Here is a 16,924-nt window from a genome sequence, read left to right on the forward strand (position 1 = left end):
GATTATCTTACTAACTCAACTTTCGAAGAGCGAAACCGGCTTAAATGCATGATGTAACTGAGAAAACGGCGGATTGAATACGGAAGTTGTAAAAATAGAAAAACACCGCTTCGTTCGGTAAAGTGAGAGTGTCGAGCAATCACTACCACACAGAAGAGGTGTCCTTTATAGGATAGATCAAAACGCACCCTTGAAGCAACATCCAAATGAAATCAAACCGGTTTTCAAGGAATTGAAAGTGCTGCAGCAGAAACAACAGGCTTCAAGAAAAATTCGGCTATACCTACTCGTTTTTGTTTCAACTTGTCTTTGTCCTCTTGTTACATCACAAAAACTGGTTTCGTTTATTGGAAAGTGAGAAGGGAGCATCGTTTCCTCGCTCTATGTTTGAGCGTAACCGCAGCAAGGCGGTCGAGTTGCGTCCCCGTCCAAGGAAAGAACAAGGGGATTTTGCGCTACCGGATTTCCGTAGTAGAGGCTCATATCGCTTCGGCAGATCACCGACGCCTTCAGCTTCACCCGTACCTCGCCCGCTCCCGGAACTGGAACTGGAAATTCCCTAACCTCGACTTTCTTATCACCAGGAAATATGACGCCTTTCATGATCGTCATGACAAATCCCTCCTTTGCTTATCACTGAGGAAGCTCGACACGGGTTTCCTCTATTGCAGACTGCAAACACGCGTCGATGACTTTCATGTTGGCAACGGCATCCATCGGATCAAAGGCAAGCGGCTCTGCGTTCAGAATGCTCCGGGCAAAACTGTCCACCTGCAGGCGATAGGTGTTCAAGGCTTCCGCCTGTTCTTCCCTCCGCTCGCCCTTCACCGTAATGAAGTAATTCGCGGTCAAACCCGGCCATGGAAGGAAGGCATCCGGAATGCCGATGCGTCCGTCCGTGCCGATGATTTCCACCATATCGCGGAATTCGGCCCTCATCCCGCACTGGAAGGTCATGTTCAGCCCGTCGCCGAACTCCAGCAACCCGGCCGCCATCAAATCGACATCGCCATATTCCGTAGAAACTAGCGAACGAACAGTTGCGGCCTTGGGCTCACGACCGAGCAGTAGCCTGCCGGCGCTGATTAAATAGCATCCGACGTCGTACAGGGCCCCTCCTCCCATGTCGGCTTTCAACCGGATGTTATCCGAAGCGGGACCGATATTGAACGTGAACGTGCCTTGCAAACCCCGCAGCTCGCCGATTTCGCCGGAACGGATGATCTCGAGGATCCGATCATAGCGCGGATGATAACGATACATGAACGCCTCGGCAAGCTTTACTCCATGCTTCCCGCAGGCCTCGACCATTTGCTCCGCTTCGCGGACGTTCAAACTGAGCGGCTTTTCGCAGAGAATATGCTTGCCTGCTTCCGCCGCGCGGATCGTCCATTCGTAGTGCATGTGGTTCGGCAGCGGGATATACACCGCATCGATGCTGTCGTCTGCCAGCAGCGCTTCGTAACAGCCGTAAGCCTGCGGGATGCCGAGAGACTCCGCAGTCCGCCCAGCTTTGGACTCATCCCGGCTGGCTATGGCCGCAACCTCTCCAAGCTCGGATTGCCGGATGGCCGGAATGATGTCGTTTACCGCGATTTGCGCGCATCCCAAAATGCCCCAGCGAAGCTTCTTCATGCATTCTCCCCCTGAATTTCCCGGACGGAATGTTATCGCTTGATCGAAGCGATTTCTTCGAAATGGGTAACTTTCATTTCTTCAGCCAGAAGCTCTGACAGGTTGGCGATCAATCGTTTCGTGTAAGGCTCCGAGTCGTGGAATTCGAGAGCGGCCTGGTCTTTGTATCTCTCGTAGAAATAAAATTCGCCCGGTCTCCCTTTAACCCGATGAAGCGCATAAACCAGCGCGCCGTCCTCGTTCTGGACGTCCGGAATCATGCTTTTCAGCGCTTCTTCGAGTTCTTGTTCTTTACCGGGTTTCGCCTTTAAGTCGACGCTGAATACAACCACCTTGATCCCCTCCGTCTCGTCTGACCGGTTACTGTTGAATGGCATGCTGCAGGACTTCCTCGGACGGGATTTCGTCTCCGTTCAGTTCTCCCGTGATCCGGCCGTCCTTGAGCACGATAATGCGGTCGCAAATCGCCATGAGTTCGCTGAGTTCCGAAGAGATCAGAATAAAGCTGTTCCCTTGATCGGCCAGCCGCCGGATCATGTCGATGATTTCGCCTTTGGCGCCGATATCGATGCCCGCGGTCGGCTCGTCCATCATCAGCACTTTCGGCCCGATTTCCAGCCATTTGGCGATGACGACTTTCTGCTGGTTTCCTCCGGACAAGAGGGAGATGACTTTGTTGCTGTTGTCTGTTTTTATGGCAAGTTCACCGATTTTGGATTGAACGATGTTTTCCACGCGTTTTTTGTCCAAGCCCAGACCCTTCTTCAACTTGTCCACGACGGGCAAAATCATGTTGTCCTTCACCGTGTGGATCAAGACCAAGCCTTGTCTCCTCCGGTCTTCGGGGATCAAGGCGATGCCGACATCGATGGCGTCTTTCACGTTCCGGATTTTAACGGGCTTATGATCCACGATAATATCTCCGCTTTTCGCGGGGGTGATGCCGAAGATCGCTTCGGCGATTTCCGTTCTTCCAGAACCCATCAATCCGGCGAAGCCGAGCACTTCGCCTTTCTTCAGTTCAAAACTGACGTCCTTTAGTTTGTCGTTAATGTGCAGGCGTTTGACTTCCAAAATGTTGGCGTTTGACGGTTTTCTCTCTCGGTGCATTCTTTTGAACGCTTTTTCGACCGTCGTGCTGCCGAGCATGTGATGGATGATGGAGTCCATGCTGAAGTTCTTGGTGTTGTCCGTGATGATATGCTGACCGTCTCTCATGATGGTAATGGAGTCCGTGATCTGGAAAATCTCATGCATCCGGTGGGAAATGTAGACCATCGTGACGCCTCCGGCCTTGAGTTTCCTGACGATGCCGAACAGGATTTGGGTCTCCGCTTCCGTAAGCGATGCCGTCGGTTCGTCCAGGACCAGAATTTTGGCGTCCCGGGATAAAGCTTTCGCGATTTCGACCAGCTGGCAATACCCTACGCCCAGCGTGTTGACGACCCGGGAAGGATCCAGGTCGATTTCGAATTCGCGCAGCAGCTCTGCGGCCTTTTTCTCCATTTGGCGGTTGTTGATGATGGGTAAGCCTTTGGCTTTCGGCTTTTGGTTCAGGAAGATGTTTTCCGCCACCGTCATCGTGGGGACCAAGCTGAGTTCCTGGAAGATCATGCGGACCCCGTAACGGCTGGAATCCTGCGCGGATTCGAACTTTACCGGCTCGCCGCCGATCCGGATCGTTCCCGAGTCCGCCGTATATACTCCGGTCAGAATTTTCATCATGGTGGACTTCCCGGCGCCGTTTCCGCCCACCAGCGCATGCACTTCGCCCTTCTTGATTTTCAGGCCCACGTTCTTCAAAACCTTGACGCCGTTGAACGATTTGTTGATGCCGTCCATCTCGAGAATATACTCGCTCATATCGTTCACCTCTTAAATGCGCTACCCCGAGTGGCAAGCATGCTCAGCGTAACGAACAGAATGATGATCCCGCCGCGCACCATCATTTGCTGGCTGACGCTCAGGCCGCCGATGATCAGCCCGTTGTTGATCACGCCCATCAGCAAAGAACCGACCACGGAACCGATGACCGTGCCTACGCCGCCGGCCATGCTGGTGCCGCCGAGAATGACGGCCGCGATAACGGAAAGTTCGTCGCCTTCCCCGAACGTGTACCGTGCGGTCTGCACCCGTCCTGCATAAAGCATGCCCGCGAAAGCGGCCGCAATGCCGGAAAGCACGAATACCGCCATCGTCGTACGGGCTACGTTGATACCGGTGTATTTCGCCGAGGTTTCATTGCCCCCGGTCGCGAGCACTTTTTTGCCGAATGGCAGCTTGGTCAAAGCAAAATAGCCGATGGCCGCCACGATCAACGTCCAGACGAACAGAATCGGAATCGGGCCGATCGTTCCCAGGCCGAATATTTGCGTATACGTTTCGTTCGTAATCGGTACGGCCGAAGTGTTCGTTGCCCACATCGCCGCGCCCTTGACGAGACTAAGCGTTCCGAGGGTGACCAGAAACGCGGGAATCCTGATTTTGGCCACGAAGAACCCGTTGAACAAACCGATTGCCGCGCCCGTCACCAGACCGGATCCGATGGCCAGGAACATGTTGTCCGTGCTCTGTAGGACGAGAGCGGTGACAAGCGATGACAATGCCACGATGGAACCGATGGAAAGGTCGATTTGTCCGGCTGCAATGACGAAGGTGCTGGCCACGGCCATAATGGAAATCATGGCGGTTTGCCGGGTGATGTTGAGAATGTTGTTGGCGGAGAAAAATTTCTCGCCGTGCCACAGGGCGAAAATCAGCAGAACGATCACGAAAATGATGTAAACCATGTAATTGCTGAAGTTGAATTTCACTTTCGCCCCTTGCGGAATGCCAAGCAGCGATCGATTGTTTTGCATGTGTCACACCCCGTGTATGGTTCGATTTCCAATCTTTTAAGCAGAGCCTCCGTTAAGCGGCTTATGCCGCTTAACGAGGCCGGAAGCTTATCGTTTACTTGTTTTTGCTGACGACATCCACGATTTCCTTAGGAGCGTCTTTATGGTATGCCGTCTCGAACGCTTCAAGCACGTTCGATTTCACGACCGGAAGGGCCGGCGGGCAAATATAGGACGGAGCTTCTTTGCCAAGCAGGGCATAAGCGGCTGCCATCGCTTCCGCAACGCCTTGGTCGTAGGAACGGGCGGTCGTCGTGCCGCGGATGAATCCGTCTTCCGCGATCATGCGGGCCGTGTTGAGACCCAGATCGACCGTCGTGAGAATGACGTCGTTCTTGCCGATGGACTTCGCCGACGCAATGATGCTCTCAGCCGGCACGTCCCAGCTGGCATAGACGCCTTTGAGATCCGGATAACGGGCGAACAGACCGTCCGCCACTTCGCCGACTTTGTTCGGGTCCGCGAATCCGGACTCGGCAACCAGCTTGATATCCGGGTACTTCTGGATCGTTTCTTTGAAGCCACGGTCGCGTTCGTTGGTGACGAAGAACACCGCATCGTAGTACACCATGGCGACTTCGCCTTTGTAACCGATTTGCTGAGCCATGATTTCTGCTGCCGCTTTGCCGTTGCCGTAGCTGTCCGAGTTGATCAGGCTCGTATATTCGCCCGGTTTGAAACCGGCCGGAACGTTTTCCATGAATACCAATTTGGTTCCCGCTTTTTGCACTTCGCGGAACGCGGAAGAGGTCGCATCCGGGTCGACAGGCATTGCGATCATGACACTCGGCTTCAGCGCTATCGTGCTTTCGATCTGGCCGATCATCGTTTGGGCGTTGAAGTTGGCGTCCGTGGTGGAAACCACTTTTACCCCGAGATCTTGCAAAGTTTTCTTCGCGGCTGCGAGCTTGATCTGGTTATGATCATTGCTTTGCATGTGGTAAACGAAAGCAGCCGTGAAATTGCCGTCTTTCAGTTTTTGCTTCTCTTCGTCCGTCAGGGTGAGGACGGAAGGCAGCTCCGCCTTCTCGCCGTTAGGACCGACGCCTTCAACGGAGGTGGGGTTGAGGTTGACTTCCTGCCCGGCGGGCGAGCTTCCGGAAGCGGCGGGGCTGCCGCCTTCGGCAGCGGCCGGCGCCGAGGATTCACCACTGTCGCCCGATTTGCTGGATCCGCATGCAGCGAGCACGAACACGAGTAACGCCGTCAAGCATACTGCCGACAATTTCCTGAACATTGTTCTTTTCCCCCAATTAACATATCTGAATTTTTGTGAAGCAGCCGTTAATAGAGCGCTTTCATCGAGTCAGGAAAGGGTTGCCCGGCCGGGCAACCTCCCCTTCACTTCAGCGAAGCCAGTTTGGAACGCAGGAAGTCGATGGACGTTTGCGCATACCAGTCGGGATCCGCTCTTCTGGTATGGAATCCGACTTCCATGGTGAGGTAGCCTTTATAGTCGATTTCTTTAAGTGCTTTCAGAACGGTGTCGAAGTTGCCGTAGCCCTGGCCCGGAGGCAAACGATCGTTATCGGAAATGTGGACGTGGTGCAGTTTGTCTTTCATCCGGTACACATAGTCGCTCGGCACTTCGTTGCGGTACAGCGCATGGATCGTATCGAACATCACTTTGACGTTGGATTCGCCGGTTTCTTCAACCAGCTGGAGCGCATCGTCCGCGGTTTCGATCAGGTTGCTGTCCACCGGGGTGGGCTCGACAACCATCGTGATGTCGAGTTCTTTCGCATAACGCGCGACTTCGGCCAGGCCTTCCCGGCTGTAGTTCCAGGCGTCTTTCTGCGGCATTCCGAACGAGGCCCAGCCGGCTACCCAGATGACCGTGGGACATTCCCACTCATAAGCCAGTCGTACGACGTCCTTGTAGTGCTTGACCGCGAATTCGCGCTCTTCTTTGATCAACGAGCTCGGGTTGTTGCCCGGTCCGCCGCCCGGAGCCGGAAGCATGGACGAAACGGCCAGGTTGTTGTTTTTCAAATGCTGGAGAATGAATTTGCGCCGTTCAGGCGATACATGATCCGGCCAAGCATGCGGATTCGCACAGCCGATTTCGATTCCGTCGTAGCCCATGGAGGCGAGCCGTTCGATGACGACTTCCAGCGGATAAGAAGGCACCCAAACCGGAAAACTGCTGTATGCCCAAGTGTTGAATGAGATTTTCATGCGTGGCACCCCCTTAATAGCCGTTTTGAATGTTGGATCGGAAAAACTCGTTCAGGTCGATGCGCTCTCCGCCCCGTTTGGTCGATTCGACGGCGGCCAGCACCAGGTTCAAGCTGCGCATGTTGTCCTCGCCGTACGTTTCCGGCTGCCGGCCTTCCTTGATGGAAGACGTGAATTCCTTAAGCGTGCCGTATCGTTCTTCCTCTTCCACGTTGTCTAGCGGAACTTCGAGAATATCGTTCGCTCTCTCAATGGCTCCTTTGTAGAATACGGTGTCGCCGATCACGTTCTCGTGCGGATAAATCAAGACGCGGTTGTCATCCCAATAAAGCGATGCGTAAGTACCGTGAACTTCCCAGGATCCGTCCCATTGCGTATGGGGTCGGCGGGCCACCCAAGAACCCGTGTAAGAAACCATCGTGCCTTCCTTAGATTCGAACTCGACGAAGGCCGAAGCATTGCTTTTGAAGTACGACCAGCTTGGGTTGAAGCTCCGGGCGCGGACATAATCCGGTTCCAGGCCGAAAATGCCGCGGATATAGTCGAAATGGTGGATGGATTGGTCCACGATCAGCGGCTCATCCATTTCCGCACGGAACCCCGTGAACATCGGCGCTTTTCTGTAACGGCCGTACAGGGCTTCAATCTTGCCGACCGCGCCTTGCTGGATCAAACGACGAACGGTGCGAGGTCCTCTCTTGAACCGGTGGCTTTGCGTGATCATGACGTACAAGCCTTTTTCCTTCGCTTTGCGGACGATCCGGTCCGCGCCGGCAAGCGTATCCGCGATCGGTTTCTCGACCATGCAGTGGAGACCGGCTTCGAGTGCTTCAAGCGCCACGGATTCGTGGAACGGGGGTGGCGTGACCACTAGGGCTGCGTCAGCTTCCACATGTTTCATCGCTTCTTGGAAATTCGTGAATCTGCGCTCTTTCGGTAATCCGACCTCGTCGCCGACTCTGTGCAAGGTTTGTTCGTTCAGGTCTACAAGCGCCACCAATTCCGTATAAGGAGATTCTTTCAGGACGCTTGTCCATCCGCCGCCCCAGAATCCGGCTCCGATTTGAATCACTCTCATCATATTCAACACTCCGTTTCCGACTTTGTTCGTTTTTTAATGAACTTCAGGTTGTCATTGAAATGATTATGAGAACGTTCTCATTTCGACATAAAGTCAACCCCCTTTTGGGGTCGTCTCCACGTTTCTCACATCATGACCACCGCCTTTCAATCGGCTGACCGCATGACCCCCGGACGACCAACTGCGTGGAAAGCAGGATTTTGGGATCCGAACCGTCCTGCATTCCGACACCGTTGATCAAATCCAGGAGCCGGTTCGCCGTAATGCTGGCAATGTTAAAAGGGTTTTGCCTGACAACGGTCAAAGGAGGCTCCAGCAGCGGTGCCAAGTCGAAATCGTCCCACCCGATGATCGCCACGTCCTTCGGGATTTCCAGACCCAGGTCCTGGATCGCGAGCAGAGCGCCGAACGTCAATAAGTTGTTCAAGGCCAGGATCGCGGTCGGCTTCTTCCTGTTTTTCGTCAGCATCGTGATCGTTTTGTTATAACCTTCCTTCACCTCTCCAACCTGGATATCCGTTAGGTCTTGATCCAAGATGAACGATTCCGTAAAGGGTAGGTTATGATGGTCCAACGCTTTCCTGTACCCCTCCACGCGCTTGCTCAACGTGCTGATCGTTGTACCGATAACCCCGATCCTGGTGTGCCCCAGCCGGATCAAATGGCTGGTTGCTTCATACGCGCCTCCGAAATTGTCCGACGTGACCGTCGGCAGCTCCAAACTGGGCACCTCGCGGTCCAGAATAATCGTAGGGATGCTTCCGTTATAAATCCGGTGGATCTCCTCTTTCGCCATCTCGGTACCTTTCAGGACACTGGCGATGATGAGGCCGTCGATCCTTTTCTCGTACAACGTTTTGAGATAGGTGATTTCCCTGTCCAGATCTTCATCCGTATTGCAGATGATCATGTTATAGCCTTGCTTCATCAAATGCTCTTCCAAAGCTCTCGCGATGGTGCTGTAAAACGGGTTGGCGATATTCGCGATCAGCAAGCCGACCGTATAGGTGTTTTTCTTTTTCATGCTTTGCGCGATTGCATTAGGAATGTAATTCAGTTTTTCAGCGGCTTCCAGAACGGCTTTCATCGTCTTCTGGGATGCGCTGCCGTATCCCCCGAGCACTCTCCCCGCTGTTGCGGTAGAAACTCCTGCCAAGTTGGCGACATCCCGGATGGTATATTCCTTGTTTGATGCTCCTTCCACACTTTCAACTCCTATGCCCCAACACCATTCGAACGAACAAGCCGAAACCGCGAATTATAGCAGCTTTTTCAAAATGGCTTTCAAAATTGAGAACGTTCTCATTTTAGAGTAAAAAAATGATTTGAACTTAGATACTAATGCAACTAAACGGGCAATTTTTGCTGACTGGTATAACGTGTGCGTTTTCATGAGAATTGAGAACGTTCTCTTTATATTGCCTATGATATTTCGTCAATTATGCAAAGTCAAGTGATTTTCGAAAAATACTTTGGAGAAAATGTCTGGAATCCATTCACGCGCCGCAAGATCCCCGGACAATCAGCTGCGTGGCGAGCACGACTTTTCGATTTCTGTCGGCCTCATCCTGAGCCGGTTCATCCATCATTTGAAGCAACCGGCTGGAAGCGATGGCGGCGATGTCGCCGGTCGATTGATTAACCACCGTAACCGGGGGATTCATGACTGTGGCCAGCTCAAAATCATCCCAGCCGATAAATGCGACATCGTCCGGGATTTTCAAACCCAACTCGCGAATGGCTTGCAAGGCGCCGAAGGTTAACAAATTATTTAGCGCCAGGATGGCCGTCACTTTCGTTTTCGAGGAGGTCAGCATGTGGATCGCGATTTCTTTGCCTTCCCTCACGTCCCCTGCCTGGAGGTTCGGAACCCCCTTGTTCGCGATCAGATCTTGATCTAACGGAATTCCGTTATCCATAAGAGCCTTCTTATAGCCGTCGACCCTTTGGTACAAAGTGCTGATTGTCGTTCCAATGACCCCGATGCGTTTATGACCCAGCCGGATCAAGTGGCTCGTCGCGTCATAAGCGCCTCTGAAATTATCCGAAGTGACCGTCGGGAGGGATAACCCCGCTATTTCACGATCAATGATCAAGGTCGGGATTTTACCGTCATAAATCCGGCCGATTTCTTCGGAAATCTTCTCATTTCCTTTGAAAGCGGTGGCGATCATCAATCCGTCTATTCGCTTCTCATAGAGGGTTTTGATATAGGAAATTTCTTTGTCCAGATCTTCATCTGTATTGCATATAATGACATGGTATCCATGTTTGGCCAAATGCTCCTCGGTGGCTTTGGCGATCGTGCTGAAATAAGGATTGCAAATGTTCGCCACGATCAAGCCGACTGTATTCGTATTTCTTTTCTTCATGCTTTGCGCGATCGCGTTGGGAATGTAGTTCAGCTTTTGAGCCGCTTCCATCACAGACCTGGCGGTTTTGCTAGAAACGCTCCCATAACCGCCGAGCACGCGTCCGGCCGTGGCAGTCGATACTCCAGCGAGGATCGCGACATCTTTGATGGTGTATTCCTTCTTGTCGTTAATAACCATGAAAAATCCTCCGGTCTGCCGAGTCATCTATTCTAGTATTATAACGTATTTTCATCTTAATAATAGCAAGAGACCGGGAAAACCGGCCGCTTGCTGCCGTTCCTATCGATACATTTTCTCACTTCACCGAAATGCGAACTTGCCTAAACGGTCCGTTTTGAATTCATCCGTTCCGGAGGCGGAGTTATACCCGGCCTTTCCATCTCCTTCTCATTTTCCACTCAAAATACCCCGCAGTATCAGTTAAAATACAGCGGGGAGTTGAAGGCCTGGAGACTCAATTCAAGTATATTCATGTCGCTACACATCACATTTGTTTGTCAGCCTTCTTGCGTCGACTTGATCCGTTCGTGCGGAAACTCATTCCAGACCGTCGTGCAGCGCATCCAGAAGCCGGTGCGTCTTATCGCAGCTGTATTCCCAGAACATGACGCCGGCCAGCCCTTCGCTGCGGATATATTCACACTTATGACGGAGCGATTGCTCGTCGTCGTACGTGATGAAACTATCCCCGTCGAACAGGTACGGAGCCTTCGCTTCTTCGTCCCAATAGCGGACAAAACCGTTTCGACCGATGTAGTCGGCATGCAGCCGGGTATAATCGGGGCCGTAGCCTCCCGATGAGGCGGTCATCTGATGCAGCCCTGCATGGCGATTGGGTACGTTCCGCCACATGCGGGAATAGAAGGCCGCTCCGATGACGATTTTTTCCGGCGGCACGCCGGCATCGCGGAACATCCGAACGGAGGCATCCACGCTGATTCGGAACAAATCGCCAGTCGGCGTATACAGGTTCGAATGGTGGCCGGTCAGCGTCTGAAAACCTCCGCGCATGTCGTACGTCATCAACTGTACGAAATCCAAATACGGATGCACCCGGTCCATCTCGGTTCCGTCGATATAATATCGATCCGCGCCCGCTGCGATCGTCAGTAAATAATGCCGTCCTTGCTCGGCCCCCTCAAGGTCAAGCGCCTCTCTCATTTCGCGCAGCAGCAGCGTAAAGTTCGTCTTGTCCGCAGGAGATGCGGCAATATCCGCTTCGGCGTAGCACGGGTACTCCCAATCGAGGTCGATGCCGTCCAGCGGCAAGCTGCGCAGCATGCGCACGGCCGATTGCGCCATGCTGGCACGTCCTTCGGCGGTGGCGGCCGCTTCGGAGAACCCGCCCGCGCCCCAGCCGCCGACGGACAGCAGAATCAGTAGCTCGGGATTCATTGCCTTCAGCTCCGGCAGCCTATCTAAATGCCGCAGATGATCGACGCGAATTTCATCGCCTCGCACATGACCGAACGCAATATTCAGGTGAGTTAGCTTTCTCGCGTCTTCGTCGGTGATCGTCGGCAGCGCCTCGTCTCCGGCATAACCGGCCAAAATCCACTGTCGCTTCATCGCGTTCACGTTCCTTTCCTTAATCGGGTAGTTGCGGCGTAATCGCCAGCGTCACGATCCGGTGCGGACCAACGGGAAAACCGCCGCCCGAATCCGATTCCAGCGTCTCCCCGCGCCGCTCCAGCACATCGCTCATCGCCATTCGCTCATGCGCGAAGGCCGGGATCGCGGCAAGCTCGGTGGCTTCGCCGATCCAATTAAACCATCTGACAATCACGTCCCCGGTATCCTCGGCGACCTTAAACGCCGACAGCGCCAGATCGCGGCCGCTCCAATTCAGCCAGCTATAGCTAGGCGGAACCGCTCCGCCATGGACGCCCGTTGTACCGACGTATAGCGGCGTCTGAAACTGATAGGCTTCGGCGTAAGCGTCCGTTCGCTGACCTCCGCCTCCATGCGGAATAATCATCAGCTCTGCGCCATGCATACCGGGACACTGGGCTTCTGGCGTCGGAAACAAGCCCCAGTCGCCCAGCTCGCCGACCGATCGCAGCAGCGTAACGGCAATCGTGTTGCGGCCGTCGCACAGCACCTCGTATTCGTTCAACCCTTTGTTGGCGATCGTCAGACCGGCCGTCTCGTCGTGCAGGCTGACAAAAGCCTGTTGATGATGACAATAGCTCGGATTGCGCCATTCCGCAGCCGGCTCGTTGTCCCGCCGCGCCGCCTCGAAAATCGAATCGGCGTAATGAACATCAGTGCGCAAATCGGTCGGGAACAGCATACGGACGCGATGGTCGCGCGCCGTATTGTTGAGTTCGACGTTTACTTGAAGTCCGCGGCCGCCGCGCTGCAAGCGAACGACGGTGCGGATGCGCAGCGCGACGGTTTGCTCCGTGCGCACAGAGCGGCGACCGGTGAACCAGATCAACTCGTCGCGTTCCCGCGCGAGCGAAGCCTCTGCCTCCTCCGGGATCTGCCACTCCTGCTCGATTTCCAGCGCCGCCTCATAAGGCGTATCGGTCAGCACCTTCACCTGGGCCTGCAAAAGCTCAGTCGTCTGCGCCGTCTCGCCGTTCGGCTGTCGGTACATGTATTCGTTGCCGACATCCCCGGCATTCTCGTAGATGCACAATCCCCGGAACGTTCGACCGCCGGCTTTGTCGGTCAGCGTCACCGACCCGTTGTCTTCGACGGTAGCTTTGATCCGGTCGTTCTCCAGCGATCGTCCATCGTCCGCGAGCAAGGAGCCTTCGCTTGCAAACCGTGGCTCTGGCAGTTCCCCCAACTCCTGACTGGAAGGGATATAGGCAAAAGCCCGATGGCCGCAAGCCGGAACGTCGTCCGCTTCGAACTCGACGCGCAGCGTACGGGCGAAGTACGGTTGGCGGAAGCGGTCGTCCGGAAGATCGTAACCGAAGCGCAGGCCCAAGTCGGTCACAATGCTCGCCAACTGACGGCCTTCCGCGTCCACGATCGCCCCCCCGTTCACTGGCAGCGTTTTCAACCGTGCCTTCATTTCGCCGAACTCCACACCCTCGCGGAAATAGATGCGGCTGACGTCCAGCTCCGCCGACACGATACCGCCGCGCTTCCAGCCTGTCGTATTGAATACGACAAAAGGCAACGCCTGCTCGCCATAACCTCCGAATGCGGACGTATCCACGCGCTTGACGATGTGCGCAACGCTGTCGGCGATAATGCACTCGGCAGTCTGGCTGCTCTTCTCGAAGCGAGTAACCATCTCGCGGTGTACCTCGTCGACGCTGCAGCCGCAGATGCTGTCGTGCGGATGGTTCTGCATCAGCGTTTTCCAAGCATGCAGCAACTGATGATGCGGATAGTCCAGGCCAAGCAGGTGCGCGTAAGCGGCTAACGGTTCAGCGCCCTTCTCCAGCAGCGTCTGCCCCCTCTCATTCCTCTGCTTTAAGTAGATGCGGGCGGAAGCCGTATTGACGAGCGTTCCCCAGCCGTCCGTGCGCTGGCTGCGCAGCTCGCCGCGAATAACGCTGAGGTCGTCCGGCATCGATTGCTTAAGCGCTTTCACATAAGCGTTAAAATCGGAATGGATGAACTCAATGTCCGGATATAGTTCGGCGGCTGTCCGCAAAGCCTGCGGCAAATCGGTCTGAACCGGCTGATGGTCGCAGCCGTTCATAAACAGCAGGTGCGGCGTCGAAGCGTACTTCTCCGCGGCGGCCAGTCGCTCGTCCCAGAAGCTCAGGGCCTGCTCCGAATCCGTCGGAACCTCGTTGCCGTTGCTGTACCAGTTCGCAAACAAAATGCCGAGCACCTGCGAGCCGTCCGGCGCTTCCCAGAGCAGTTCAGAGTAAGGGGATTCGTAGGCGGCCTGTTCCGTGACCTCGTTGTTGAATCCGGTTGGCTTGACGCCGCGTCCGAACGCCGCGACATCGATATCCGCCTGCTGCAAGATTTGCGGAGCTTGGCCGATATGGCCGAACGAATCGGGAAAGTAGCCGAGCTTGGAGACGGCCCCGAACTCTCTGGCGTCGCGCAAACCGGCCAGCAAATTGCGGATGTTGGCTTCGCCGCTCGTCAGAAATTCGTCCTGCAGCACATACCAAGGTCCGATATTGAGACGGCCTTCCCTAATCAGCCGCTGCAGACTCTCTCTCCGTTCCGGCCTTACGGTCAAATAATCTTCAAGAAGGATCGTCTGTCCGTCCAGATGAAAGCTTCTGTATGCAGGGTCGCGTTCCATCGTCTCCACCAAGCGATCCATCAGCTTGATCAGATGGTAGCGATGCTTCTCGAACGGCAAGTACCATTCCCGATCCCAATGCGAGTGGGATATGACATGGGCCGTTTTGCCGCCTCTCGTTCCGGTCATCTCGTGTCCTCCCCACTATTTTCTCTCTACTATTATATACCTTAATCGAAGTTCGGTAAATATTAGTTATATCTTTTTAGAGGGATAATCAAAATATTTGGTATACCAAAAGAAAGAAAACCATTCTACGATATGCGCAATCGTAAAATGGTTTTCAACAGCATGCCCCGGCTCCCCGCTCAACGCGCCTCCTGCTCCTCTTCGTCGGAGTCGGCGTCGGCCTCCGGCCCCGGGCCTGTCGACTGCCGCGCAATCCAGACAATCGGCACCTCGACGCGGTTCGTCTGCCGTTCGCCGCTCTCAAGCTGATCGACAATCATCTCCGCCGCCCTCCTGCCGATTTCCCGGTACTCCTGCTCCACCGTCGTGATTGGCGGCACATCGGAATGCAGCGCGAAGTCGAGATTGTTGTCGAAGCCGACGACCGACAGTTCCTCGGGCACGCGCACGCCCATGTCCGCCGCCGCCTTGACGATCTCGAAGGCGACCAGATCGTGCTCCGCCTGAATGGCGGTGACCTGCTGCTCCAGCATTTGCGCAAGCAGCGACTTGTAAAATTGCCTGCGGCTCGGCGGGTCGCTCTCGGCCTGGTCGGTCATCCCGCTGTACACGAGATCGATATCGACGGGAAGCCCATTGTCGCTGAGCGCCTTGCAGTAGCCGAAGAAGCGGTCGCGAACCGTGCTGCGGTACTGAATGTCGATCGTCGACAGGAAGGCGATGCGCGTGTGTCCAAGCTCGATCAGCTGCGCCGCGCTCGTATAGCCGCCGCCGAAGTTGTCGGAGACGACGCTGCCCATCGACAGCAGGCTGTAATACTGGTCAATGGTTACGATCGGATAACCGGTAGCGTGCAGCGCATGAACGATGTCCAAATTGCGCTGGGTGCTGACCGGATACAGAATAATGCCGGACGTCCCCCGCTTCGGCAGGGAGCGCAGCAGCTCCCGTTCCTGCGCGCTGCTCCAGTCGCTGTTATGAATGCTCAAATAATAGCCGCGCGACTCCAAATAAGCGGAGATACCGGGAATGTAGCCAAACATGTTGTTGGAAGCGACATAGGGAATAATCATCGACACGATGCGATTCGCAGCGGCTCCGCCCTGCTCCTCCGGCGGTCTGCGGACGCCTTCCTTCTTCTTCACGAAGCTGCCGCTGCCGCGCCTGCGGTAGATCAGGCCCTCCCGCTCCAGCTCGATCAAGGCGCGCTTGGACGTAATCCGGCTGACGCCGAATTGCTCGGCCAGCTCCACCTCGGTCGGAAGCTGCTGGTCGGGCACGTATTCGCCGCGTTCGATGCGACCTCGCAAAATTTCAATGATTTGACTATATAACGGCTTATCTCCGCTTAACAAATGGACTCACACCCCGGATTCTCGAATCTGTTACAATTATAGCCTTGTTTATTGGTATATCCAATAGTTTGTTCCGCACCGCGTCCTTACCCGACGATCCCCGTACGCTCCACGCTTTCGACAAAATACCGCTGAACAAACAGATACATCAGAATAAGAGGCGCAATCGCCAGCAGCACGCCGGTATTGAGCAGCATCGACGTATAGACCGGATCGGGCTCTCGCAGCCCTACTCCCATATCCATCAGACTGGTGGACAGCACCTTGACCTGCTTCAGGAACAGGCTGACATAGTAGCTGTCGTTCCATTGCCAGACGAACGAGAACAGCAGCACGGTGACGATCGCGGGCACCGCATTCGGCACCATAATGCGCAGGAACGTTCGGAATACGCCGGCCCCGTCCACGAGGGCGGCTTCTCCGATCTCCTTCGGAATGCCGCGGAAAAACTGCCGGAAAATATAAATGTACAGCCCGTTCTTCAGTCCCATCGCCGTGCTCGACGATAGAATAAACGGCCAGAACGTATCGATCAGGTTCAGACTGTCCTTACTTGAGAACAAGCCGACGAGACCGAACAAGTCGAAGTAGCGGTACGTCAAGTACAGCGGAATCATAATCGTCTGCGGCGGCACGATAATCGTAAAAATGACGAGGCCGAACAGCAGCCCGCTGCCTCTGAATTGCAGTCTGGCGAAGGCGTAGGCCGCCAGCGCGCACGAGACGAGCTGAATCAGCGTTGTGCTGGCCGAGATAAGCGCCGTATTGCCGAGCGCCTCGAAGTAGTTCGTCGTCTCGATGGCGATTCGCAGATTGTCGAACGTAAAATTGCGCGGAATCCAGAGCACCGTCGGATCGTAGATGTCGGCCTTGCTCCGGAACGCGATCGACAGCCGCTGGAACAGCGGGAACAAAATAATGAAGCAGAAGCCGACGACAAGCACGGTGCGAATCAGCACCCATGCCCAGCGCTTGCCCTTCTCCACGGGCTGGTACCGGCTGACGAACAATTCCGTATATGCGGTCTTCGAGCTCATCGCTCC

14 protein-coding genes are annotated in these 16,924 nt (G+C 54.9%); all 14 read right to left on the minus strand.

The features are described from left to right. Positions 1 to 381: 381 nt before the first annotated feature. Positions 382 to 612: a hypothetical protein gene (locus J4772_RS07240; protein WP_247741049.1), complete on the minus strand. Its 231-nt coding sequence runs from the start codon at positions 610 to 612 to the stop codon at positions 382 to 384. A gap of 21 nt (positions 613 to 633) precedes the next feature. Further along, positions 634 to 1,635 (minus strand): Gfo/Idh/MocA family protein, encoded by a 1,002-nt coding sequence (locus J4772_RS07245; RefSeq protein ID WP_209074695.1) that lies wholly within the window; start codon positions 1,633 to 1,635, stop codon positions 634 to 636. Positions 1,636 to 1,667: 32 nt separating this feature from the next. Continuing rightward, positions 1,668 to 2,012, minus strand: a complete 345-nt coding sequence (locus J4772_RS07250; protein WP_209074696.1) for a putative quinol monooxygenase — start codon at positions 2,010 to 2,012, stop codon at positions 1,668 to 1,670. Next, positions 1,996 to 3,498 carry a sugar ABC transporter ATP-binding protein gene (locus J4772_RS07255; protein ID WP_209074697.1) on the minus strand — a complete coding sequence of 501 codons (1,503 nt, stop codon included), beginning with the start codon at positions 3,496 to 3,498 and terminating at the stop codon, positions 1,996 to 1,998. Before J4772_RS07255 ends, J4772_RS07250 begins: the two co-directional genes overlap by 17 nt. 5 nt (positions 3,499 to 3,503) lie before the next feature. Continuing rightward, positions 3,504 to 4,493 carry an ABC transporter permease gene (locus tag J4772_RS07260; protein WP_209074698.1) on the minus strand — a complete coding sequence of 330 codons (990 nt, stop codon included), beginning with the start codon at positions 4,491 to 4,493 and terminating at the stop codon, positions 3,504 to 3,506. A 94-nt stretch (positions 4,494 to 4,587) separates the two neighbouring features. Continuing rightward, a complete protein-coding gene (locus J4772_RS07265) occupies positions 4,588 to 5,769 on the minus strand; it encodes a substrate-binding domain-containing protein (RefSeq protein ID WP_209074699.1) in 1,182 nt (393 codons plus the stop codon). A gap of 104 nt (positions 5,770 to 5,873) precedes the next feature. Further along, positions 5,874 to 6,710 (minus strand): sugar phosphate isomerase/epimerase family protein, encoded by an 837-nt coding sequence (locus J4772_RS07270; protein WP_209074700.1) that lies wholly within the window; start codon positions 6,708 to 6,710, stop codon positions 5,874 to 5,876. A gap of 13 nt (positions 6,711 to 6,723) precedes the next feature. Continuing rightward, positions 6,724 to 7,791 carry a Gfo/Idh/MocA family protein gene (locus tag J4772_RS07275; RefSeq protein ID WP_209074701.1) on the minus strand — a complete coding sequence of 356 codons (1,068 nt, stop codon included), beginning with the start codon at positions 7,789 to 7,791 and terminating at the stop codon, positions 6,724 to 6,726. A 130-nt stretch (positions 7,792 to 7,921) separates the two neighbouring features. After that, positions 7,922 to 8,995: a LacI family DNA-binding transcriptional regulator gene (locus J4772_RS07280; protein ID WP_209074702.1), complete on the minus strand. Its 1,074-nt coding sequence runs from the start codon at positions 8,993 to 8,995 to the stop codon at positions 7,922 to 7,924. 292 nt (positions 8,996 to 9,287) lie between these two features. Next, the gene (locus tag J4772_RS07285; RefSeq protein ID WP_209074703.1) at positions 9,288 to 10,343 is read right to left on the minus strand and encodes a LacI family DNA-binding transcriptional regulator; all 1,056 of its coding nucleotides are present in this window, start codon (positions 10,341 to 10,343) and stop codon (positions 9,288 to 9,290) included. A 360-nt stretch (positions 10,344 to 10,703) separates the two neighbouring features. Further along, the gene (locus J4772_RS07290) at positions 10,704 to 11,735 is read right to left on the minus strand and encodes a glycoside hydrolase family 18 protein (RefSeq protein ID WP_209074704.1); all 1,032 of its coding nucleotides are present in this window, start codon (positions 11,733 to 11,735) and stop codon (positions 10,704 to 10,706) included. Positions 11,736 to 11,754: 19 nt separating this feature from the next. Then, a complete protein-coding gene (locus J4772_RS07295) occupies positions 11,755 to 14,526 on the minus strand; it encodes an alpha-mannosidase (protein WP_209074705.1) in 2,772 nt (923 codons plus the stop codon). Between the two features lie 179 nt (positions 14,527 to 14,705). Beyond that, positions 14,706 to 15,881, minus strand: coding sequence for a GntR family transcriptional regulator (locus tag J4772_RS07300; protein ID WP_209074706.1), 1,176 nt, complete (start codon positions 15,879 to 15,881; stop codon positions 14,706 to 14,708). An 86-nt stretch (positions 15,882 to 15,967) separates the two neighbouring features. Beyond that, positions 15,968 to 16,918 (minus strand): carbohydrate ABC transporter permease, encoded by a 951-nt coding sequence (locus J4772_RS07305; RefSeq protein WP_116059236.1) that lies wholly within the window; start codon positions 16,916 to 16,918, stop codon positions 15,968 to 15,970. Positions 16,919 to 16,924 lie beyond the last annotated feature (6 nt).

This window comes from Cohnella sp. LGH (assembly GCF_017671885.1).
Classification (GTDB): Bacteria; Bacillota; Bacilli; order Paenibacillales; family Paenibacillaceae; genus Cohnella; species Cohnella phaseoli.

Bases quoted from the DNA above. Each gene is read 5' to 3' on its own strand.
- J4772_RS07240 (WP_247741049.1), bottom strand. From the start codon at position 612: ATGACGATCATGAAAGGCGTCATATTTCCTGGTGATAAGAAAGTCGAG.
- J4772_RS07245 (WP_209074695.1), bottom strand. From the start codon at position 1,635: ATGAAGAAGCTTCGCTGGGGCATTTTGGGATGCGCGCAAATCGCGGTA.
- J4772_RS07250 (WP_209074696.1), bottom strand. From the start codon at position 2,012: ATGCCATTCAACAGTAACCGGTCAGACGAGACGGAGGGGATCAAGGTG.
- J4772_RS07255 (WP_209074697.1), bottom strand. From the start codon at position 3,498: ATGAGCGAGTATATTCTCGAGATGGACGGCATCAACAAATCGTTCAAC.
- J4772_RS07260 (WP_209074698.1), bottom strand. From the start codon at position 4,493: ATGCAAAACAATCGATCGCTGCTTGGCATTCCGCAAGGGGCGAAAGTG.
- J4772_RS07265 (WP_209074699.1), bottom strand. From the start codon at position 5,769: ATGTTCAGGAAATTGTCGGCAGTATGCTTGACGGCGTTACTCGTGTTC.
- J4772_RS07270 (WP_209074700.1), bottom strand. From the start codon at position 6,710: ATGAAAATCTCATTCAACACTTGGGCATACAGCAGTTTTCCGGTTTGG.
- J4772_RS07275 (WP_209074701.1), bottom strand. From the start codon at position 7,791: ATGATGAGAGTGATTCAAATCGGAGCCGGATTCTGGGGCGGCGGATGG.
- J4772_RS07285 (WP_209074703.1), bottom strand. From the start codon at position 10,343: ATGGTTATTAACGACAAGAAGGAATACACCATCAAAGATGTCGCGATC.
- J4772_RS07290 (WP_209074704.1), bottom strand. From the start codon at position 11,735: ATGAAGCGACAGTGGATTTTGGCCGGTTATGCCGGAGACGAGGCGCTG.
- J4772_RS07295 (WP_209074705.1), bottom strand. From the start codon at position 14,526: ATGACCGGAACGAGAGGCGGCAAAACGGCCCATGTCATATCCCACTCG.
- J4772_RS07305 (WP_116059236.1), bottom strand. From the start codon at position 16,918: ATGAGCTCGAAGACCGCATATACGGAATTGTTCGTCAGCCGGTACCAG.